Below are 21375 nucleotides of genomic sequence, written 5' to 3'. Positions count from 1 at the left end.
CCTTCTGCGTGCCTTCTCCCCACCGGCCCACTCACGCCCGGTGCCAGCCACGTAGCCGGTAGCTGGGGCCGAACGCCACGGTACGCAGCAAAAGGCCCCCGTCCTGCAGGACGGGGGCCTTCATGCCAGCTGGGGAAAACGGCTTACAGCTTGCCGAATTCTTCCTTGGACGGCGCGTACTTGTTGTCGTCCTGGTACTCGTAGATTCCGATGTAGGCCTCGGTGGGGTCGCCCTTGTCCGAGAAGGTCACCGGGCCGGACTGGCCGTCGTAGTCGATGTCCTTGCCCTCACGGAGGAGCGTGACGCAGGCCGGGAACGTACTGCACTTCTCCCCGACTTCCGAAACGCCCTTGAGCTGCTTGGCAATCTCGGTGCCCTTGGTGCTCTTGGCAGCCTCTGAGGCCAGCGCGATCAGGTTCACGGCGTCGTAGGACTCACCGGCGTAGCTGTAGTCCTTCAGGGCGGGGTCGATGGCGAGGAGCTTCTTCTTGAAGTCTTCCTTGGCGAACGTGCCGGGGATGGTGCCCTGGGCACCCTTCAGGGTGCCGGCCTTGAAGTCCTTGCTGTAGTCGGACGTGTTGCCGTCCACCATGAACAACTGCGTGGGCTTGATACCCTTACCGGTCAGCAGCGGCACGATGCTCTTGGCCTGGTCGAAGGTGATCAGGGCAATGGCGTCCGGCTTGGCCGCGATGACCTTGTCCACCTGGCTGCTGAACTGCGAATCGCCCTCGTTGAAGAGTTCCTCGGCCACAACCTGTCCGCCTGCTGCTTCAAAAGCTTCCTTGACGTTCTTCTGCAGGCCGGTGCCGTACGCATCGTTCAGGACGATCATGCCCACGGTCTGTGCGCCACAGGTCGCCATGTAGTTGCCCAGGACCTTGCCCTGCAGCACGTCGGAGGGAGCGGTGCGCCAGTAGAGGTTCTTGTCCTCCCACGTGGTGAAGTCCGGCGAGGTGTTGGCAGGCGAGAACTGCACTACGCCTGCACCGGTGATCTGGTTGATCACGGTCTTGGACACACCGGAGGATGCTGCACCGATGATGGCGCTGACTCCCTGGCCCAGCAATGCTGTAGTGGACTGCGTTGCGATGTCGGTCTTCGTGTCGCCGGAGTCGCGGTGGATCACCTGGACCGGCTTGCCCAGGACGCCGCCGGCGTCGTTAACTTCCTTGATGCCGAGGTTCACACCGGCGATCTCGGGCGGGCCGAGGAACGCCAGCGACCCCGTTGTCGGCAGGAGCGATCCAATTTTCAGCGGCGTGGGGGTGGTGGTGGTCGAAGCAGGCACGGAGCCAGTCTCTGCTGCGGTGCTCGTGGCACCTGCAGTGGCACTGGGTGCCGGGCAGGCGATGCCCCCTGCCGCGGCGGTCGTTTCCGTCGAGCTTGGGGTGGGGCTGCCACCGCAGGCCGTAGCCAGAAGGGCGACGCCGATGCTAAGCGCTGTTAGCTTAGCGACTCGGGGCGCCGCCTGGGGGAGTGAAATCATTTGAGAGTCTCCTCGATCGAAAGGTGCGAACGCCCTTTGATGCGATTGGTCAGGTGTTCCTGAGTTAGTTTCAAGCTAGTGCAATTTAGGCGTGAACATAAGTGACTAAGGTCACATCCTTATAACACTCGTTGCATATGGGACACCCGCGCCAAGCGGGGGAAAAGATGAGAAAGCGACCGGCCTCGTCGGGGAAGACGGCAGGCGCGCAAGCGGGGACGCAGTGCCGGCGGTCCTCCTCCGGCCAGCCACATCCGGCTACGCCAAACTGTGTACCCCAGGTGGGACTCGAACCCACAACACGCGGATTTTAAGTCCGCTGCCTCTGCCAATTGGGCTACTGGGGCGCCCGGTCCATGCTATCGCTTTCCGCCGCGGGCGTTGCTTTCAGTTGCGGAGAAAGGCTCGGCGTACCGGAAAGTTCCGTGAACACCGCCGGGCCACAGCGCGAGCGGCAGGAACTGGAAGCTGTCCCCCAGCGCTTGTCCGGCGCCTCGATGCCCATCGACGATGCCGGGACAAAGCCGAAGCGGGGATAATAGTCCGTGCTGCCGAGCAGGGCGATGCCCCTCTCCCCCGCCGCGTTGGCCCGGATCACCGTTTCCCGCATCAGCGCCGAGCCGATGCCGTGGCGCTGCAGCCTGGGAGTGACTCCAATGGGTCCAAGGCCGAGCAGCTCAAGGCCGTCCGCCCACGCGCGGGTGCTGATCGCGTGCCCCACGATCTCTCCGTCGACTTCGGCGACAACGCTGAGCTCCGGCAGGTATTCGTCGGAGTCAAAGAGGCGGCGCAGAAGGTCCACCTCCACCGGTTCACCGTCCACGGGCAACCCAGTGACCGGTGAGACGGAAAATGCCTCCGCCGTCAGTGCGAGGATTGCCTCCCGGTCTTCGGGCTTCTCGCTCCGCAGCTTCACCTCGCGCACTTGTTCGTGATCGGGTGCGTGCGCGGCGGAAAGCTCGGCCAGCACTTCGAGGGCGCGGGCGGAGTCCCCGACAGACACCAGCAGGTGGTCATGGTGGAAGCCTGCCAGTACATTGCAGCTGATCCGCGCGTCCGTGAGGGCCCGGCTCACCGCCGCCGTCAGGCCCACGGCCTCGAGCTCCGAATGAACTTCAAGCGTGATCCAGGCGGCCACGAAGTCGTAGTTCAGCCCCAGGGCGTCCGCCTCGGCGCGGGGCAGCACCGCCGTCAGCCCCTCGGCCTCGCGCACTGCGGCCTCAATGCCGGGGGCCAGGGGCCTTCCATGAGGCCAGAGGACGTACACGTATTCTCCGCTGCGGAGTACCGGATGCATTGTGGCCAGGAGGGTCTGGAGATTCGTTTCGCCGGTCATGCAGCCAGTCTAGACATCCCGGCAGCCCGTTCCCGGGACGCGGGCGGGCGGAACCAAGGCGAAAACAGGGTGGAATCAGGGCGGAACCGACCTGGAATCAGGCCGGAGGCCGGGGGCCCAAACGACGAAGCGGCCGCTCCCCGGAAGGGAACGGCCGCCGTCGTCAGTTGCTGCTTTTTACTTGGCTTTCGCCGGAACAGCATCCTTGGAAGCATTTTCAGCGTCGGAAGGCTTCGCCGCGGGCGGGGCAACCGGAGCGGCCGCCGGCTTGGGGGCCGGCGTGGCGGCCGCAATGAAAGCACCGCGGGGGTTGTCGAGGTCCTCCAGCTGTGTGGTGTCGCGGCCCATGATGAAGCTCAGGATCCAGCCGAAGATCACGCGGATCTTGCGCTCGACGGTGGGGATGGCCATGCCGTGGTAGCCACGGTGTGCCAGCCACGCGAGTCCGCCCTTGAGGCCGATGCGGCCCAGGAGGTTGATGTTGGCAACACCCTTCCACTCGCCGAAGCCGGCCACGGCACCAAGGTTCTTGTGCTTGTAGTCGGTCAGCGGCTTTTCCCAGCGGGAAGCCCAAAGGTTCTTGGCAAGGCGCTTGGCCTGGCGCAGCGCGTGCTGGGCGTTGGGGACGCAGGTGCCGTCCGGGAGGCCACTGCCGGTGAGGTCGGGGACCGCGGCAATGTCACCGGCTGCCCAGGCGTTCTCGATGATGCCTTCGTCGCCGGCGATGCGCAGGTCGGGAAGGACCCGGACACGTCCGCGCGGCTCGAGCGGGAAATCGGTGGAGCGGATCATCGGGTTTGCCTGCACGCCGGCGGTCCACACGAGCGTGTCGGACTCGAATTCCTGCGCCAGGGACTTGTCCGGCAGGTTGATGAGCTTGAGGGCGCCCTCGGCGCTTTCCAGCGAGGTGTTGAGCAGAACCTCGATGCCGCGGCTGCGGAGATGCTCCACAACCCAGACTGCCTGCTTCTCGGTGACCTCGGGCATGATGCGGCCCATGGCCTCGACGAGGACGAAGCGGACTTCCTCCTGCTTGACGCGCGGGTTGTTCTTGACCGCCGCGCGGGCGAGGTCTTCCATCTCCGTGATGCACTCGATGCCGGCGAAGCCGCCGCCGACAACCACGAAGGTCAGGGCGCGGGCGCGGGCAACGGGGTCGGTCATGGTGGAGCCGACTTCGATGCGTTCGAGGACCTTGTTGCGAAGCGCAACAGCCTCCTCGATGGTCTTCAGGCCGATGCCCTTGTCCGCCAGGCCCTTGATGGGGAACGTGCGGGTGATGGCGCCTGCGGCGACCACGACGTCAAAGTAGGGCACCTCGAAGTTTTCGCCGCCGTCGGCCGGGGCAACCACGGCGGTGCGGTTGGCGTGGTCGATCGACGTGACGCGGCCCTGGATGAGCTCGGTCTGCTTGAGGTGCTGACGGTGGGAGACCACGGCGTGGCGGGCCTCGATGTTGCCGCCGGCCACTTCGGGCAGGAACGGCTGGTAGGTCATGTAGGGCAGCGGATCGACGACGGTGACGATGCCACCGGCGTTTGCGATCTTCTTCTGCAGTTTGAGGGCTACGTACAGGCCGACGTACCCGCCGCCGACGACGAGTACCCTGGGACGGTCCTGGAGCTGAGGGGTGGTTGCCATGCATCCAGAATACCGTAGTTTGTGAAAATCTTCACTAACTGCCCGGACCGCTGGAATCCACGCTGTTCAGCGCGCCGGTGTCGGGCTCTTCGGAGCTCCCCCCGGACGCCCGGTACGCACGGCTCAGCTGTATGGCGCCGGCGACGATGATGGCAATGAAGAGGCCGCCAAAACCGATAACGACGGCAGCAGGAAGCGCACTGTCCAGCTGCGACGGCGGCTCCGCGACCGGCACCGTGGCCTCGGGTAGGGTGGGCTGCGCCGCCGGGGACTCGGCGGGCGGAGCCGCAGGGGCTGTGGGAGTGGCAGGGTTGCCGCGCCGGTGGACCCGGATCCAGTCTGAAATGGACCCCAGCGGATTGGTCTGGGTTTCCGCTACCTCGTCCTTCAGCGCGGCCTCGGCGTCCAACATACCGAATCCGTACAGCGGATCCTTACCCGGTGCGCCGGCGTCTTTCGCCGTGGAAACGATCCTGTTGACGACCTGCTCGGCGCTCATTTCCGGCCACCTGGAGCGGATCAGGGCGGCGACGCCGGAGACGATCGGCGTTGCGCCAGAGGTGCCGGCCCATTCCGCGTAGCTTCCGCCGGGCAGCCCGCCGGCGAGCTTTTCAGCCGGCGCTGCCACCCCAATGCTGATGCCCTGCGATGAGGAGTCAACACTGGCTTGCCCGTTGAGGTCCAGTCCCGCCACGGTGAGCACGCCCGGGATGGTGGCGGGCGCGCCTACCTGGACGTTGCCGCCGACCCGGTTGCCGGCCGCCGCCACGATCACCACGTCCTTTTGCTCCGCGTACAGGAAGGCCGCGTCCCAGCTTTGCGGCCACTCCGGGGAGGTGCTGCCCAACGAAATGTTGATGACCTTGGCTCCGTTGTCCACCGCCCAGCGGACGGCCTCGGGAATCTGGTCCTGATCGCTCTTGCCGCCGGGGTTCTCGGAGCCGAGCCACGTGGAGACGGCGAGGATCTGGGCCTCGGGGGCGACGCCGATGATGCCGTCAGGCCTGGAATTCGACGCGGGCGGGACCGGCGACGGCTTGGCGCTGGCCGTGGACTTCTTGGGCGGCGCTTCGTGGCCACGGCCCGCCAGCATGGTGGCCACCAGCGTTCCGTGCTCGGGCTTGGCGCCGATGCTTTTCTGTCCGTCCGGTGTTCCCGCTCCCGAGACATCATGCCCGCCGGCAATGGCGCCCTTCAGGTCCGGATGTTTGCCGTCCACGCCGCTGTCGATGACGGCGACCTTGACGTCGGTACCCTTGGAGACCTCCCAGGCCTTGGTGATGCCGGCTTCCTTGAGCCAGTATTCCTTGTCGCGCCAGGTGTCGGCCTGCGCCGCTGGGGCTGTTGCGATTGCTGCCGCAGCGACGCCGCCAGCCAGCGCCGCCGACAGCAGAGCCGAGACCGTCCGGCGGAACCGGGCTGTTGCTCTGGTCATTCAAGATCCAATACTCGGTGGGCTGGTGCCTCGTTAGCTGACGCTCAGGGCAATTCCGTCAAGAATATCGTGTTCGCTGGCGGTGGCCGTAATGACCTCTCCTGCGGTAAGCCCGCGCATCCTGGTCAGGATGCGCCGCCAAACGAGTGCGCCGGCGCCGATCACATCCACGCGGCCGGGGTGCATGTAGGGCAGCTCCGCCCGCTGGGCCCGGGTCATGCCGAGCAGGTCGCTGGCTGCATCCTCGATGGTTCCAATGGACAGCTCGGCACCGTGGATGGCGGCCGGCAGGTACTCCGGCAGCTTCAGCGCATGCGCCGTGATGGTGGTAACGGAGCCTGCAACGCCGACGACGGCGGTGCTGCGTTCCAGCGGAACGTCCAGTCCCGCTTCGGCGATGGCGGCGTCGACGTCGGCCTCCGCCGCGGCGATCTGTTCAGCGGTGGGCGGATCGCTCGTGAGGTGGCGTTCGGTCAGCCGTACGCAGCCGATGTCCACTGACTTCGCGGCGATCACGCCGTTCTGGTCCCCCAGCACGAATTCCGTGCTTCCGCCGCCCAGGTCCACTACCAGGACGCGGTCGGCACCAGACATCGGCAGCACGCTGCTGGCCCCGGCGAACGAGAGCGCCGCTTCCTCGTCGCCTGAAATCACTTCCGGTTCCACGCCCAGGAGGCCGCGGATGCCGTCCACGAAGACCTGGCGGTTACGGGCATCGCGGGTGGCCGACGTTGCCACGAAGCGGACTTTCTCAGCCCGGTACTCGCGGATCATCTCGGCGTAGTCCGCCGCGGCCGCAAAGGTACGCTCCAGGGCTTCGGGGGCGAGCTCGCCGGTGGCGTCCACGCCCTGCCCCAGCCGCACCACGCGCATTTCGCGCACGATGTCGGTGAGTTTTGTCGGCCCGCTGCCGCGGTCGATATCGGCGATCAGCAGGCGGATGGAGTTGGTCCCGCAGTCAATGGCTGCAACCCTGGTCATTCGCTGGTCTCCTTCTTGGACTTCCGCACGGGAGCCGGCCGCCCCACGATGGCCGGAAGGCCTTGGGGCCCATGCCGGCTGAGATCCCTGGACGGGGCCTCGCCGTCGGTGTCCCAGGCGCCGTCGCAGTAGCAGCGTTCCGCGGTCCACCACTCGCCGATGGCGGCGATGGCTTCGTCGCCGAGAGGATTCACTCCCTGGCCGGCGGCGAGCGAGTGCCCCACGAGAACGTGAAGGCACTTGACCCGGGTGGGCATTCCGCCGGCGGAGACGCCGTCGATTTCGGGTACGTCGCCGATGCCGGAACGGCCACCTATTTCCGCGCGGGCCCTCAGGTATGCCTCGTGGGCGGCGCGGTACGCCGCGGCCAGCGATGCGTCCGCGGCGAGGCGGTCGTTCATCTCATTCATGAGACCGGCTGCCTCAAGCCGCGACACAGCGGACGTGATCACCGGGTGCGTCAGGTAGAACGTGGTGGGGAACGGCGTGCCGTTGCTCAGCCGCGGGGCCGTGGCAGCCACGAGGGGGTTGCCGCACACGCAGCGCGCCGGGATCTCCACCACGTCCCGGACCGGCCGGCCCAACTGGCGGCTCAGCACCTCAAGATCGTGTGCCGATGGCTGGCGGGATTCCACCGGCGCAGGTGCCGTGTTTTCTTCCACTGGCGCGGCCGTCCTTCCTGCCCGGATGTGGCTGTTCCAAAGGTGTCTGGGACAGTCCTGCGGCGGGCGCCGCTTTAGTCTGTAGCCGAACGCCTGATGGACTCCCACAGGGAATCCACCCACGGCAGGTTGGCGGGGTCTTGTGCTGCTGCACCGGGCGGTCCGGCCGACTCGCCGGCAGGCAGATCGCTGCCGAACACCCAGTAGCCGGTCTCACCCGGCATAACCATGTTAATGCGGTCACGGGCCTGCTGCTTGACGTAGTTCGGATCCTGCCAGCGTGAGACCTGCCGCTTGAGCTCGTCCTGGTCCGCCTTGCTGGCGGCGATGTCTGCTTCGAGGGCGGAGATTTCAGCGCGCTTGTCAATGAAGATCTTCACCGTGGGAGCCAGCATGATGGTGATGGCAATCATGACGACGGCCAGTGCCAGCATGCGCCCCGAAAATGCCTTGGCGGGGATGGGGTCGAGGTTTTCATCGGTTCGCGAATGGGCGGAGGACCCTTTGCGGCCGTTCTTTCCGGGAGCTTCCTGCGGGGAGCCGCTGCCGGGCGCCGCTGCCTTGCCCGGTGATGCTGCCTTCCCCGCGGCTGCTGCGCTGCCCGGGGGTGGCGCGTTGCCCGCGCCTGTTTCCCGGGCCCCGCCGTTTTTTGTGCCCGCCTCCCTGACCCCCTCGACGGGCCGGTGACCGCCGAAGTCCGCCTGGATCACATCTCCCCCGGAGGTACCGGTCTCGGGCTGCCGGGCTGCTGGGGTCGCCCGGGGAACTTTGGGACGGCGGGTAGCCATGGCACTCCTGTAAACGCGGGACACTGGTTGGGCTGGATTCTGGGCTGCGCCACCGTGCGGCCATAAACAAAACCGGTGGCTACGGTCTTTCCACCATAGCCACCGGTCAGTTGTTATTCCGGCTATTAGCCCTTGAAACGCGGGAACGCGCTGCGGCCGGCGTAGCGTGCGGCGTCGTCGAGTTCCTCTTCGATGCGCAGCAGCTGGTTGTACTTGGCAACACGCTCGGAGCGGGCCGGGGCACCGGTCTTGATCTGGCCGGCGTTGGTGGCGACCGAGATGTCGGCGATGGTGGTGTCCTCGGTCTCACCGGAGCGGTGCGAGGTGATGGTGGTGTAACCGGCGCGCTGGGCCAGCGACACGGCGTCCAGCGTCTCGGTCAGGGAGCCGATCTGGTTGACCTTGACGAGCAGCGAGTTGGCGGTCGTCGTGTCGATGCCGCGCTGCAGGATGGCCGGGTTGGTGACGAAGAGGTCATCGCCCACGAGCTGGACCTTGTCGCCGATGGAGTCGGTAAGGGTCTTCCAGCCGTCCCAGTCGTTTTCGTCCAGCGGGTCCTCGATGGAAACCAGCGGGTAGTCGGCGACGAGTTCCGCGTAGTAGGCGCTCATCTCGGTGGCGGAAAGTGCCTTGCCCTCGAACTGGTAGGCGCCGTCCTTGAAGAACTCGGAGGAGGCGACGTCCAATGCCAGGGCGATGTCCTTGCCCGGGGTGTAGCCGGCGTTGGTGATGGCTTCCTGAATCAGGTCCAGGGCGGCACGGTTGGACGGCAGGTTCGGGGCGAAGCCACCCTCGTCGCCGAGGCCGGTGGAGAGGCCCTTGGCCTGCAGGACCGACTTGAGGTTGTGGTAGACCTCAACGCCCCAGCGCAGGCCCTCGGAGAAGGTCTCGGCGCCGATCGGGACAATCATGAATTCCTGGATGTCCACGTCGGAGTCGGCGTGCGAGCCGCCGTTGAGGATGTTCATCAGCGGAACGGGCAGAACGTGCGCGTTGGGGCCGCCGAGGTACTTGTAGAGGGGCAGGTCAGCGGAGGCTGCAGCGGCGTTGGCGACGGCCAGGGAAACGCCCAGGATGGCGTTGGCGCCGAGCTTGCCCTTGTTGGCGGTACCGTCCAGGTCGATCATGGCCTGGTCGATGCTGCGCTGGTCCGTGGCGTCGAAGCCGGTCAGGGCAGGTGCGATCTGGTCGATGACCGCGTCGACGGCCTTCTGGACGCCCTTGCCGAGGTAACGGCCCTTGTCTCCGTCGCGGAGTTCGACGGCCTCGTGTTCGCCAGTGGAGGCGCCGGAGGGAACTGCCGCGCGGCCGATCTGGCCATCGGAAAGCAGAACTTCAACTTCTACGGTCGGGTTGCCGCGGGAATCGAGGATCTCGCGGGCGTGGATGGCATCGATAAGCGCCATGAATATGCTCCTTATGGTGAAGCGATTTACTGGGAAACTAGCGGAAAATCTCGACGTCCTCGTCAGGGACTAGCGTAGTCGAGAGTGGTGCACGTTACGGAAACCTATCCAGCACCCGGACGTCATGATCCCGGCGGAACCTGGTCCTGGTACTGCCGCACGGCACCGCGGAGGGCCCGTTCGGCGTCGAAACCCTTACTGCGCGCAGCACCGACCACGGCGAGCAGGAGCTCACCGAGTTCGTGCTCGGAGTCGAAGGCTTCGACGAGCCCAGCCAGCGGAGTGCCGGCAGCGCGGGTTTCGACAGACTCAACCAGCGGGGCTGGCTCAGCCAGCGGCGGAAGCCCTGCCCGGGCAGCCCGGTCCAGGGTCTTCTGCGCCCGGGCCAGGGCCGGCAGGGCCTCAGGGATGCCCTCAAAATGGTTCGCCCGATCGGGCTTTTCGGCCTTCTTGACGGCGTCCCACTTGAGCACAATCTCCTCCACTGTGGCAGGGAAAGTGTCCTGCAGGGAGCCGTCCGGCCGGAACACGTGCGGATTTCGGCGGACCATTTTGGCGGTGAGGCTCCGGACGACGTCGGTGAACGCGAAGGTGCCGCGCTCTTCGGCGAGCCGGGAGTGCAGCACAACCTGGAGCAGCACATCCCCCAACTCGCCTTTCAGCTCCGCTTCGTCCCCACCGGTCTCGATCGTCTCAGCGACCTCGTAGGCCTCCTCGAGGAGGTACTCCACCAGCGACGCATGGGTGAGGGCGCCCATCCAGGGGCAATGCTCGCGAAGTGCCGCGATAATCCCCAGCAGCTCCCCCAGCTCGCAAGCTCGCTCGGGGACTCCTGCTGCTGTGGGCCCACCCCGCAGCTCTCCCACCCCGCCGGCGGAGTGTTCAGCCAAGGTTCGCGTAGGCGTCGTTGATGTACTCCACCAGGGCTTCCCTTTCCTCGAGCGGGAGGAAGGAGGCCTCGGCGGCGTTGAGCGTGAGTTCCAGCAGGTCGTCGAGGTCGTAGTCGAAGGTCTCCACCAGGAGCTCGAACTCGTCCGTGAGGGTCACACCGCTCATGAGGCGGTTGTCCGTGTTGATGGTGACGTTGAAGCCCAGCTGATAGAGCATGTCCAGCGGGTGGCTCTCAATGCCTTCGCCGAACGCGGCCACTGCGCCGGTCTGCAGGTTTGAGGAGGGGCAGATTTCGAGCGGGATGCCGCGGTCGCGCACCCAGCTGGAGAGGTTGCCGAGGGTTACGAGGCCGACGTTGTCGTCGTCATCGTCAACGCCGTCTTCGTTGTCTTCGAACTCAACCATGATGTCCTCGGCGATGCGGACGCCGTGGCCGAGGCGCAGGGCACGCCCGTCCACCAGGGCGGACTGGATGCTGTCGAGTCCAGCGGCCTCTCCGGCGTGCACCGTGGCGGGGAAGTTGTTTTCGGCCAGGTAGGTGAAGGCATTGCGGAAGCGCGACGGCAGGAATCCGTCTTCGGCGCCTGCGATGTCGAAACCGACGGCACCCTTGTCGCGGTGGCGGACGGCGAGTTCCGCGATCTCCTGGCCGCGGTCGGCGTGCCGCATTGCGGTGATCAGCTGGCCCACCTGGATTTCGCGGCCCGTCTCGGCCACGGCGTCCACGCCTGCTTCAAGCCCTTCCTGAACGGTCTCCACCACTTCATCCAGGGTCAGGCCCTTCTGGAGGTGCTGTTCCGGAGCCCAGCGGACTTCCCCGTAGACAACGCCGTCATCGGCGAGGTCTTCGACGAATTCCTTGGCCACGCGGAACAGTCCTTCCTTGGTCTGCATCACGGCGACCGTGTGGTCGAAGGTCTCGAGGTAGCGCACCAGGGAGCCGGAGTTCGCGGACTCACGGAACCACTCCCCCAGCGCGGCGGGGTCGGTCGACGGAAGGGTGTGGCCAACGGCCTCCGCCAGCTCGATGATGGTTGCGGGGCGGAGACCCCCGTCCAGGTGGTCGTGAAGGGACACCTTGGGGAGGCTCTTCAGGTCGAAGTCAAGGGCAGGGGCGGCGTCAACGATTGGCTCAGTCACGTACCAACTCTAGGGTTGCACCGCGCACAACGCCAACGGCCCGGCGGGCGCCCTGCGGGCCGCGTCAGCGGCCCGGTTCCACATCGGCCGTGATGGCAACAGGCAGCGCGGCGGTGAGCCGGCCGGCGTCACCCCCCTCTGGGGCATTGTGAAGCGCTTCTTCGGCTTCGGCGCCCGGCTGCACCGGAACAACATCGTTGCGGCCGAGCCGCTTGTGCCACCAGCGCAGCAGATGGTCAATGACAATGCCCAGGATGACGGCGAAGACCACCGCTATGCCGGCTCCGAGCAGCGGGTTGTGGTGCAGCAAGGGGAACGAGCTGGCCACAATTCCGATGCCGATGGAATATCCCACCCATGTCACGCACGCAAATGCGTCCAGCAGGAAGAACCGCCGGTGCGGGAAACCCGTGGTTCCCGCGACGTAATTGACCGCCACGCGTCCCCAAGGGATATAGCGGGCGGTGAAGATCAGAACCGCCCCGCGTTTCTCCAGCTCATAGCGTGCCCAGGCAAAAGCCTTCTGGACCTTCGGGCGGCGCATCCATTTCCAGCGGTCCAGGCCGATCTTCCGGCCGAGGAGGTACGCCATGTTGTCGCCAGCCATCGCGCCTGCGAGCGCCGTCACCCCGAGAATCAGGAGGTTGGGCTCGCCGCTGTGCCGGGAGAACGCCGCCAGGGCCACGATCAGCGTTTCGCTGGGAACCACCATCGCGAAGCCGTCAACGAAGAAAAACAAAAGCAAAATGGGATAAATCCACCATTGACCCGCTGCATGGAGCACGGCCTCATTAATAAACTCCACGCGGGTGCTGCTCCTTGACAATGACAAGAACTGAAAGTGACGTAAATCGCTCTTCAGTGTCGCATGGCCGGAGCATATCCGCTACGCCCGCTCCAGGAAAATCACTCCTCCGCCAAGGGTTCGGGAATGCGCCCGCGCAGCCGGGTGATGACAATGTCCACGATGATGCCCAGCACGATCGCGCAGACGATCGCGATGGCCGCTCCGAGCAGATGGTTTTCCTCGAACCACTGGCCGAAAAACAGCCCGATGGCCACGGAATAGCTGGCCCACAGCGACGCGGACAGCACAGTCAGCGCGACGAAGCGGGTGTGGGAATAGTGAGTGGCGCCCGCGGTCAGGTTGACCGCCACACGGCCGATCGGAACGAACCGCGCCACGAGGATCAGCGACGCCGGCCGCTTCCGAAGTTCGCGCCCGGCCCAGCGGAATGCCCGCTGCATGCGCGGTCCCCGCATCCACTGCCAGCGCCGGATCCCCACACCCCGGCCGATGAGGTAGGCGGTGTTGTCCCCGGTGAACGCCCCCAGCGCAGCGATGGCCATGAGGAGCCACGGATTGGGGACATCCGCCGTCGACGCGACGGCCGCCAGCCCCACCACCACGGATTCGCTGGGGATGGGCGGGAAGAATCCGTCGATGAAGCAGCAGGCGAGGACGATGAGCAGGACCCAGGGCTGCCCCGCGGCAGCGAGGATGAAGTCGTTGATGGCCTGCACGGTGCTAGGCGATGCGGTCGATGATGAGCTGCTGTGCCGGGCGCGACCCCTCCGGAGCAATCGTGAACGCTTCCTCGAGCGACTCTTTGGCCCGGGCGAACTTCTCCGGAGTGTCGGTAAGCAGCGTCACGAGCGGCTCCCCGGCCCGCACAGCCGCCCCCGGCTTGGCATGGAGGCGCACGCCGGCCCCTGCCTGCACCGTGTCCTCCTTCCGCGCGCGGCCCGCCCCGAGGCGCCAGGCTGCCACGCCCACGGCCAAAGCGTCCAGTTCCACGAGGACGCCGTCGGCCGGGCAATAGATGGTCTCTGACTCCTTCGCCACAGGCAGCTTCGCCCGCGGATCGCCGCCCTGGGCTGCGATCATCCGGTTCCAGACGTCCATCGCGCGGCCATCCTTGAGAGCCGCTGCCGGGTCGGCGTCACTGACCCCGGCGCAGGCCAGCATCTCCTCCGCCAGCCGGACGGTGAGTTCGACGACGTCTTCCGGGCCGCCGCCGGCGAGCACCTCCACGGACTCTTCCACCTCGATGGCGTTGCCCGCGGTCAGGCCCAGGGGCGTGTTCATGTTGGTCAGGAGGGCAACGGTGTTCACACCAGCGTCTTTGCCGAGGGCCACCATGGTCTCTGCCAGTTCCCGCGCGCGGGCCTCGTCCTTCATGAACGCGCCGCTGCCCACCTTGACGTCGAGCACCAGGGAGCCCGTGCCTTCGGCGATTTTCTTGCTCATGATGGACGAGGCGATCAGCGGGATCGCCTCGACGGTTCCGGTGACGTCCCGGAGTGAGTAGAGCTTCTTGTCCGCCGGGGCGAGGCCGGCACCGGCTGCGCAGATGACGGCGCCGACGTCCTGGAGCTGGGCCATCATTTCGTCGTTGCTCAGTGCGGCGCGCCAGCCCGGGATGGACTCGAGCTTGTCCAGCGTGCCGCCGGTGTGGCCAAGCCCGCGGCCGGAGAGCTGGGGTACGGCCACACCGAACACTGCCACGAGAGGCGCCAGCGGAAGGGTGATCTTGTCCCCCACGCCGCCGGTGGAGTGTTTGTCGCTCGTGGCCTTCACTCCGCCGTCGGGGCGCCGGAGGCTGGAGAAGTCCATCCGCTCCCCCGAGGCAATCATGGCCGCGGTCCAGCGGGAGATCTCGGACCGGTCCATGCCGTTGAGCAGGATGGCCATGTTCAGCGCGGCCATCTGCTCGTCGGCGACGACGCCCCGTGTATAGGCGTGGATGGTCCAGTCGATCTGTTCGGGGCTCAGGACGCCCTTGTCACGCTTGGTGCGGATGACGTCGACGGCGTCGAACGGCTCGGCCTTCTGTGAAGTGCTAGTCACCGGGTCTCCTCCAGGTGTTGTGGGCCAAATGCGTCGGGCAGCACCTGGTCCATGGTCTTGATTCCCTGCGTGGTCATGAGCTCCATGCCCGGAGCACGGAATTCGTACAGCAGTTGGCGGCAGCGCCCGCACGGCATGAGCACGTTGCCGCCGCCGTCCACGCAGTAGAACGCCCGCAGCAGCCCGCCGCCGGTCATCCGCAGGTTGCCCACCAGCGCACACTCCGCACACAGCGTCAGGCCGTAACTGGCGTTCTCCACATTGCAGCCGCTCACGATCCGGCCGTCCTCGGTGAGCGCAGCCGCCCCCACCGGGAACTTCGAATAGGGAGCGTACGCGTTCTTCATGGCACTGGCGGCGGCGGCCGCCAATGCCGGCCAGTCGACGTCGGACTGTTCGCCCCCGGCGGTAGAGCTTGACGAGGCCCTGTCCACGTCCGTCAACCCTTGACGTACGGAATGCCGCTGGCAGCCGGCGGACGCGACCTGCCGACGAGGCCGGCCACCGCCAGGACGGTCACAAGGTACGGCAGCATGGCCATGAACTGGCTGGGAACCGGCGTGCCGATGATGGTCACGATGCTCTGCAGGTTGTCCGCGAAGCCGAACAGCAAGGAGGCGAAGAACGCACCGATGGGGTTCCAGCGCCCGAAGGTCAGCAGCAAGGCCGCTGCACTCACGGAAGCCGCGCCGGCTAACGAACCGCGCTTGACGTTTGCACGCACTGAGTTCGTCAAATTTCCTCCAGGAAGAAAGAGAGATAGGCGCCACGACGAAGAGTCAATGAGTGTCCGATTCTAATGCTCCACACTGAAATTCTGTTTTCACTGATGGTTTCGCAGCACTGCGCCGAAGCGCACTTATGCAAGCCACTGTAGTGGCCTGCGCCACGTCCGAATAACACACAAATCGCGGTAACTTAAGATTGTTGAGAACTTGTTACCTACGAGTAGGCCGGTCTAATCCAGCCCCCGCGCACGCAAAGCGCGAACGGACACTTGGGGCCCGGACGGAGGGCCTCAAATGTCCGTTCGCGCTGGTGGTTCGCCTGGTCAGAGGCGTACGAGCATCTTTCCGGTGTTCCGGCCGTCGAGCAGATCCATGAACGCCCGGGGTGCGTTCTCGAGGCCCTCCACCACCGTCTCGTCATAGCTGACGGTGCCGTCGGCCAGCCATCCGGCCATCCGCTCCGCGAACTCCGCCGCATGCTGCCGCTGGCCGCTGACGAGGAAGCCCCGGAGGGTCAGCTGCTTGCCGATGGCCAAGGCAAGGTTGCGGGGAGCGGCGGGCGGTTCCGTTGCGTTGTACTGCGCGATGGCACCACACATCGCAACCCGGCCGCCGACGTTGAGGACGGACAGCGCCGCTTCGAGGTGGTCGCCGCCCACGTTGTCGAAGTACACATCGATCCCCTGCTCGCCGGCGGCGGCTTTGAGCTGGTCCCGGACAGGCGCGTCGCGGTAATTGAAGGCAGCATCAAAGCCGAGTTCCAGGAGGCGCGCCACCTTTTCAGGCGAACCGGCGCTGCCGATCACCCGGGAAGCGCCCATGGCCTTGGCGATCTGCCCCACGAGTGAGCCCACGGCCCCGGCAGCGCCCGAGACGAACACGGCGTCCCCGGCCCTGAACTCGGCCACTTTCAGCAGGCCGGCGTACGCCGTCAGGCCGGTCATGCCGAGGGCGCCGAGGAATGCGGAGGCCGGGGCCAGCTCGGTGCGGGCGCGCGTCGTTGCGCCGGCGTCCACCACGGCGTACTCGCGCCAGCCGAGTTGATGTACGACGGCGTCCCCCACCTTGCGGTTGTCAGCCCGGGACGCGATCACCTCACCCACCGCCCCGCCGTCGAGCGCTTTATCCAGCGCAAAGGGCGCTGAATAGGACTTGACGTCGTTCATGCGGCCGCGCATGTAAGGGTCCACGGAGATGAACTGGTTGCGGACCAGCACCTGGCCGTCCTGGAGTTCGGGCAGCGGAGTCTCCGCCAGCCGGAAGTTCTCCGGCGCCGGGCGGCCCACGGGGCGCGAGGCCAGCTGGATTTCGCGGGTTGCTGTGGGCAGGAGCGTGTCCTGGGTGGCGCTCATGCCGCAAACTCCACGAGGGTCAGGGCCACATCCATGTTGCCCCGGGTCACGTTCGAGTACGGGCAGATCCGGTGCGCCTTGTCCATGAGCGCCTGCGCCGTGGTGCGGTCCAGGGCGGGCAGGGCGATCTCCAGCTCCGCGGCGAGACCGTAGCCTGCGCCGCCGTCGAGCGCGCCGAAGTGGATCTTCGCCGCCACCGCGGAGTCGGTCAGGTCGGCCCGTTCCTTGCGGCCCACCAGGCGGAGGGCGGAGTGGAAGCAGGCCGCATAGCCGGCGGCGAAGAGCTGCTCGGGGTTGGTGCCCTGCCCGTCACCCCCGAGCTCCACGGGACTGGCCAGGTTCAGGTCAAGCGTCCCATCCTTGGTGCGGGCAGAGCCATCGCGGCCTTCGCCGGAGGCAAGTGCCTCGGCAGTATAGAGAGTCTTCACAGCAGTTCCGTTCTGGTGGTTCTGGTTGGGGTGGGAGTCAGTGCGCGCCGTGCAGCGCGGCGGTGAGCTTGCCCAGGGTTTCGCGGAGCTGCTCCAGCTCGCGCGGGGACAGGCCCGCGGCGTCGGCCAGCCGCTGGGGGATGCGGGATGCCTTGCCGCTGAGCGCCTGGCCGGTGTCCGTGAGGTGGACTGCGACGCGCCGCTCATCCTCGCCGGAGCGCCGCCGTTTCACGAAGCCCAGCGCCTCGAGCCGTTTGAGCAGGGGCGAGAGCGTGCCGGAATCGAGCCCCAGCTCGTCGCCCAGCTCCCGCACGCCGCGGGGTTCGTTTTCCCAGAGCACCAGCATCACGAGGTATTGCGGGTAGGTCAGCCCCAGCTCGTCCAGCAACGGCCGGTAGACGGCGGTGGCGGCGCGGGATGCGGAGTAGAGCGCAAAGCACACCTGGCGGTCCAGGCGGGGGGCGTCGGTCATGACCATAACGGTAGCCCACAATTCAATTGTGCACAACTTACCTAGCCAAAAGGTAAGCGCGAACTGGCAGCTGATGCCCTCAAATCCGGAGATTAAGGGAATTAGCTGCCGGTTCGCGCTCGGGCGGAGGGGCTTAAGTGTCCGTTGGCGCTGGGTCGAGGTCGCGGATGGTGCGGAGGGCCGCGGCGGTGAGCACCTGGATGCCGTAGCCGAGGGCACGTTCGTCGAGGATGTAGTCGCCGCGGTGGAGGTCGTACTCTTCTCCACCCGGGGTCTTGGTGCCAAGGCGCATCATGGCCCCGGGCAGCTCGGCCAGGAACCAGGCGAAGTCCTCGCCCCCCATGGACTGCGGGGTCAGGACCACGGCGCCTTCGCCGATCTCGGCGCGGGCCGCTGCCTCGATGAGGGCCGTCTCGTGCTCCGAGTTCACCACCGGGGGCACGCCACGGGTGTGTTCCAGGTGCACGTCCACGCCATAGTGCTCGGCCACCTGATGGACCACTTCGTCCAGGAGTTCGCCGGCGCTGTGCCAGGCGTCGCGGTCCAGGCACCGCATGGTCCCGGACATGTAGCCGGTTCCCGGAATGGCATTCGGGGCCGACCCGGCGTTGATCTGGCCCCAGACGACCGATACGCCGCTGCGGACGTCCACGCGGCGGGAAAGCACTGCCGGGACGTTCACCGCGATCTGTGCCAGGGCGAAGACGAGGTCCTCGGTGAGGTGCGGGCGCGAGGTGTGGCCGCCGCGTCCGCTGAGCTCGATCTTGATGGTGTCCGAGGCGGACGTGATGGCACCGATCCGGGTGCCGATCTTGCCCACGTTGATCCGCGGGTCACAGTGCAGCGCCAGGATGCGCGGCACGCCTTCCAGGACACCCTGCTCGATGCACGAGTGGGCGCCGCCCGGCATGGTCTCCTCCGCGGGCTGGAAGATGATCCGGACTGTGGCGCCCAGCGGCGATTCCTGGTGCATGCGGTGCAGCACCAGGGCGATGCCCAGCATGGTGGTGGTGTGGACGTCGTGCCCGCAGGCGTGGGTCACACCGTGGTTCTTGGACGCGAACGGCAGGCCCGTTTCTTCGATGATCGGCAGGGCGTCAATGTCGCCGCGCAGCGCGGTGGCGATGGGGCCCTCTCCGACGTCCACGGTGAGGCCCGTGCCGTCCAGGCGGCGCGGTTCCAGTCCTGCCTCAACCAGTCGCTCCACGAGCTTGTCCGTGGTCCGGAATTCCTTGAAGGACAGTTCGGGGTGCGCATGCAGGTCCCGGCGGAAATCGATCAGTTCCGGCAGGAGCGGCTCGAGCCACGGCCCCACCAGCGCGGTGGGCTCAGCTTCAGTAGTGTAATTGCGCACATCACAACTCTAGCGAGGGCCGTAGGAATAGCGGCATTCGCCTTCGCCGCGTTACGGAACTGCCGCTCACGAATCCAGGTTCCCGGGGCTACAGCACGTCGAAGTCGCCGCTGGCCTTGAGGGCGTCCACGGCCTGCTTCACGCGCTGGGAATGCTGCTTGGTGGTGACCAGCAGCGCGTCCGGAGTGTCCACGATGACCACGTCCTTGATCCCGATCAGCGCGATGACGCGCTTGGTGTCCGACACCACCACGCCGCTGGCGTTTTCGGTGAAGACGCGTGCGCCTACGCCCAGGACGGTGACCTCGTCCACTTCCCTGGCGCTGTTGAGCCGCCCCACCGAGGCGAAGTCGCCGACGTCGTCCCAGCGGAAGGTTCCGGGCACGACGGCGACGTCCCCGGCTGCCGCTGCGGGCTCGGCCACCGCGTAGTCGATGGCAATCTTGGGCAGGGTGGGCCAGATTCGGGCCGTGACCTCGTCACGGTTCGGCGTGTCCCAGGCCTCGGCGATTTCCTGCAGGCCGTTGTACAGCTCCGGCTGGTTCGCTTCCAAGTGCTTGAGCATCAGGGAGACGGGCGCCACGAACATGCCGGCGTTCCAGACGTACTCGCCGCTGTCCACGTACTGCTGGGCGACTTCCTCGTCCGGCTTTTCCACGAATTCCACCACTGCCTGGGCGCTCGGTGCGCCGGGGATGTGCAGGGACGCTCCGGAGCGGATGTAGCCAAACCCGGTGGAAGGGTGCGTGGGCTTGATTCCGATGGTGACGATCTTGCCCGCCGCGGCGGTGTGGATGGCCTCCCGGACCGCGTCCTGGAAAAGGTCGTTCGGGCTGATCACCTGGTCGGCGGCAAACGAGCCCATGATGATGTCCGGGTCCCGCTGGTGCAGGATGGCTGCGGCCAGGCCGATGGCGGCGCCGGAATCCTTGGGCTCGCTTTCCAGCACGAGGTCGGCGTCCTGAACCTCGGGCAGCTGGCGGCAGACCGCCTCACGGTGCGCGTTGCCGGTGACAACGAGGACCCGGTTGCCCGCCAGGGGCTCAAGCCGGTCATAGGTGGCACGCAGAAGCGTGCTCCCCGAGCCTGTGAGGTCGTGAAGGAATTTGGGAGCTGCTGCACGCGATAGAGGCCAGAGGCGGGTCCCCACCCCACCTGCAGGAATCACAGCAATAAAACGGCTGAGAGGTGAATCCTGGCGTGTCACTTTGTCTTTACTCATCACGGCCTACTTTAGCTGACGAGCCTCAAGGTGCTCCTGTGACGGGCGCACAGGACATAAATACGGGAAACAAGATGTGGCGTTCGTCTCAAAAAAGGACCCAAAACCGTACAGTAGGCGGCAGCCGAGGAATGCCTAAATTGAATAAGCTGTGAGCGAAGCCTAGATTTAGGCCTGAGCTACGAGTGCTCTCACAGCAGGCGTTCCCCCCGCATGGATCCCGTGCCAGCGCCGCTGTGTTGCAGGGAGGTTTATTCAGTGCCGACGAAACCAGCTGGCACCTTGTACCGCGGCCGTGAAGGCATGTGGTCCTGGGTTGGACACCGCATTACCGGTGTTGTGATCTTTTTCTTCTTGTTGGTCCACGTGCTGGACACCTCCCTTGTGAGGGTGTCGCCGGAGGCCTACACCGCGGTAATCGGTGCCTACAAGAACCCGCTGATGGCCCTGGGTGAAACGGGCCTTGTCGCAGCGATCGTATTCCACGCCTTCAACGGCCTGCGGATCATCGCCGTCGACTTCTGGAAGAAGGGCGCCAAGTACCAGCGACAGATGCTCTGGGTTGTCCTCGGCCTCTGGGTCGTCACCATGGTCGCCTTCTCCATCCGCCACCTGTCGCTCGCACTCGGAGGTCACTAAGCCATGACTGCAACACAGATCCAGTCCCCGCGCAGTGGAAATGACCGTGGACAGTCCAGCAGCGGTGACAGCGGCAGGATCGCCCCGCAGTACCGCCGCAACGGCAGCGCCCGCGGCAACTTCGAGATGCTGGCCTGGCTGTTCATGCGCCTCTCCGGCGTGGTGCTGGTTGTCCTGATCTTCGGACACCTGTTCGTCAACCTGCTCGTGGGTGAGGGTATCCACGCCATCGACTTCGGCTTCGTTGCCGGCAAGTGGGCTGACCCGTTCTGGCAGTTCTGGGACCTCGCCATGCTCTGGCTGGCCATGCTGCACGGCACCAACGGCGTCCGCACCATCATCAACGACTACGCCGAGAAGGATTCCACCCGCTTCTGGCTGAAGATGGTCCTCTACGCCGCCACCACCGTCATCATCATCCTGGGCACCCTGGTGATCTTCACCTTCAACCCGTGCCCTGTCGTTGACGGCGTCCAGCTCCCCGGCGGCTTCTGCCCCGCGTAGCGGACCGCGGCTGCCCGCCCCGTCCGGCGGGCTTCTGTTTGCGGAGCAGGCCTCA

General features: G+C 66.2%; 21 protein-coding genes, 1 tRNA gene and 1 pseudogene. 2 read left to right on the top strand and 21 right to left on the bottom strand.

Annotated elements, in window-relative coordinates:
* Nucleotides 1-143: 143 nt before the first annotated feature.
* The 21 genes and pseudogenes from JYA52_RS16465 to JYA52_RS16365 form a co-directional block, all read right to left on the bottom strand.
* Nucleotides 144-1490 (bottom strand): ABC transporter substrate-binding protein, encoded by a 1347-nt coding sequence (locus JYA52_RS16465; RefSeq protein WP_205654240.1) that lies wholly within the window; start codon nucleotides 1488-1490, stop codon nucleotides 144-146.
* Nucleotides 1491-1763: 273 nt separating this feature from the next.
* A tRNA-Leu gene (locus JYA52_RS16460) sits at nucleotides 1764-1837 on the bottom strand.
* Nucleotides 1828-2826 carry an N-acetyltransferase gene (locus JYA52_RS16455; protein ID WP_307869405.1) on the bottom strand — a complete coding sequence of 333 codons (999 nt, stop codon included), beginning with the start codon at nucleotides 2824-2826 and terminating at the stop codon, nucleotides 1828-1830. The genes JYA52_RS16460 and JYA52_RS16455 overlap by 10 nt, the downstream gene beginning before the upstream one ends.
* Before the next feature lie 177 nt (nucleotides 2827-3003).
* Entirely contained in the window at nucleotides 3004-4467 is a 1464-nt protein-coding gene (locus JYA52_RS16450; RefSeq protein ID WP_205654239.1) for an NAD(P)/FAD-dependent oxidoreductase, read from the bottom strand.
* A gap of 34 nt (nucleotides 4468-4501) precedes the next feature.
* Nucleotides 4502-5902 carry a S8 family serine peptidase gene (locus JYA52_RS16445; protein ID WP_205654238.1) on the bottom strand — a complete coding sequence of 467 codons (1401 nt, stop codon included), beginning with the start codon at nucleotides 5900-5902 and terminating at the stop codon, nucleotides 4502-4504.
* A gap of 33 nt (nucleotides 5903-5935) precedes the next feature.
* Nucleotides 5936-6883: a Ppx/GppA phosphatase family protein gene (locus JYA52_RS16440; RefSeq protein WP_205654237.1), complete on the bottom strand. Its 948-nt coding sequence runs from the start codon at nucleotides 6881-6883 to the stop codon at nucleotides 5936-5938.
* A complete protein-coding gene (locus JYA52_RS16435; protein ID WP_205654236.1) occupies nucleotides 6880-7545 on the bottom strand; it encodes a DUF501 domain-containing protein in 666 nt (221 codons plus the stop codon). The genes JYA52_RS16440 and JYA52_RS16435 overlap by 4 nt, the downstream gene beginning before the upstream one ends.
* A 74-nt stretch (nucleotides 7546-7619) precedes the next feature.
* Nucleotides 7620-8333, bottom strand: coding sequence for an FtsB family cell division protein (locus JYA52_RS16430; RefSeq protein ID WP_205654235.1), 714 nt, complete (start codon nucleotides 8331-8333; stop codon nucleotides 7620-7622).
* A gap of 125 nt (nucleotides 8334-8458) precedes the next feature.
* Complete coding sequence (eno, locus tag JYA52_RS16425) at nucleotides 8459-9739, bottom strand: phosphopyruvate hydratase (RefSeq protein WP_205654234.1); 1281 nt, start codon at nucleotides 9737-9739, stop codon at nucleotides 8459-8461.
* Between the two features lie 122 nt (nucleotides 9740-9861).
* Complete coding sequence (locus tag JYA52_RS16420; protein ID WP_205654526.1) at nucleotides 9862-10497, bottom strand: MazG nucleotide pyrophosphohydrolase domain-containing protein; 636 nt, start codon at nucleotides 10495-10497, stop codon at nucleotides 9862-9864.
* A gap of 124 nt (nucleotides 10498-10621) precedes the next feature.
* A complete protein-coding gene (locus JYA52_RS16415) occupies nucleotides 10622-11770 on the bottom strand; it encodes an adenosine deaminase (RefSeq protein ID WP_205654233.1) in 1149 nt (382 codons plus the stop codon).
* Between the two features lie 64 nt (nucleotides 11771-11834).
* Nucleotides 11835-12575, bottom strand: a complete 741-nt coding sequence (locus JYA52_RS16410) for a DedA family protein (protein WP_307869403.1) — start codon at nucleotides 12573-12575, stop codon at nucleotides 11835-11837.
* Nucleotides 12576-12676: 101 nt separating this feature from the next.
* Complete coding sequence (locus JYA52_RS16405; protein ID WP_205654232.1) at nucleotides 12677-13294, bottom strand: DedA family protein; 618 nt, start codon at nucleotides 13292-13294, stop codon at nucleotides 12677-12679.
* Between the two features lie 4 nt (nucleotides 13295-13298).
* Complete coding sequence (locus tag JYA52_RS16400) at nucleotides 13299-14621, bottom strand: thymidine phosphorylase (RefSeq protein WP_205654231.1); 1323 nt, start codon at nucleotides 14619-14621, stop codon at nucleotides 13299-13301.
* Nucleotides 14618-15055 carry a cytidine deaminase gene (locus tag JYA52_RS16395; protein ID WP_205654230.1) on the bottom strand — a complete coding sequence of 146 codons (438 nt, stop codon included), beginning with the start codon at nucleotides 15053-15055 and terminating at the stop codon, nucleotides 14618-14620. The genes JYA52_RS16400 and JYA52_RS16395 overlap by 4 nt, the downstream gene beginning before the upstream one ends.
* Before the next feature lie 5 nt (nucleotides 15056-15060).
* Nucleotides 15061-15294 (bottom strand): annotated as a pseudogene (locus JYA52_RS16390) (ABC transporter permease); the annotation flags it as partial.
* A 378-nt stretch (nucleotides 15295-15672) separates the two neighbouring features.
* Complete coding sequence (locus tag JYA52_RS16385; protein ID WP_205654229.1) at nucleotides 15673-16701, bottom strand: NADP-dependent oxidoreductase; 1029 nt, start codon at nucleotides 16699-16701, stop codon at nucleotides 15673-15675.
* Entirely contained in the window at nucleotides 16698-17129 is a 432-nt protein-coding gene (locus JYA52_RS16380; protein WP_205654228.1) for an organic hydroperoxide resistance protein, read from the bottom strand. Before JYA52_RS16380 ends, JYA52_RS16385 begins: the two co-directional genes overlap by 4 nt.
* Nucleotides 17130-17166: 37 nt before the next feature.
* Nucleotides 17167-17601 (bottom strand): MarR family winged helix-turn-helix transcriptional regulator, encoded by a 435-nt coding sequence (locus JYA52_RS16375; RefSeq protein ID WP_205654227.1) that lies wholly within the window; start codon nucleotides 17599-17601, stop codon nucleotides 17167-17169.
* A gap of 133 nt (nucleotides 17602-17734) precedes the next feature.
* Nucleotides 17735-18955, bottom strand: coding sequence for an amidohydrolase (locus tag JYA52_RS16370; RefSeq protein WP_205654226.1), 1221 nt, complete (start codon nucleotides 18953-18955; stop codon nucleotides 17735-17737).
* Between the two features lie 88 nt (nucleotides 18956-19043).
* Nucleotides 19044-20177: a mannose-1-phosphate guanylyltransferase gene (locus JYA52_RS16365; protein WP_205654225.1), complete on the bottom strand. Its 1134-nt coding sequence runs from the start codon at nucleotides 20175-20177 to the stop codon at nucleotides 19044-19046.
* A 258-nt stretch (nucleotides 20178-20435) separates the two neighbouring features.
* Between JYA52_RS16365 and sdhC the strand changes: the two genes are divergently transcribed.
* Together sdhC and JYA52_RS16355 are read left to right on the top strand one after the other, a co-directional pair.
* The gene (gene sdhC / locus JYA52_RS16360) at nucleotides 20436-20816 is read left to right on the top strand and encodes a succinate dehydrogenase, cytochrome b556 subunit (protein WP_082178227.1); all 381 of its coding nucleotides are present in this window, start codon (nucleotides 20436-20438) and stop codon (nucleotides 20814-20816) included.
* A 3-nt stretch (nucleotides 20817-20819) separates the two neighbouring features.
* The gene (locus JYA52_RS16355) at nucleotides 20820-21320 is read left to right on the top strand and encodes a succinate dehydrogenase hydrophobic membrane anchor subunit (protein WP_240460439.1); all 501 of its coding nucleotides are present in this window, start codon (nucleotides 20820-20822) and stop codon (nucleotides 21318-21320) included.
* The last annotated feature ends 55 nt before the right edge of the window (nucleotides 21321-21375 follow it).

The organism is Arthrobacter pascens (assembly GCF_017052465.1).
GTDB classification, from domain to species: Bacteria; Actinomycetota; Actinomycetes; order Actinomycetales; family Micrococcaceae; genus Arthrobacter; species Arthrobacter pascens.
The sequence above is the reverse complement of the archived record's forward strand: the minus strand, read 5'-3'. Positions and strand labels throughout refer to the sequence as shown.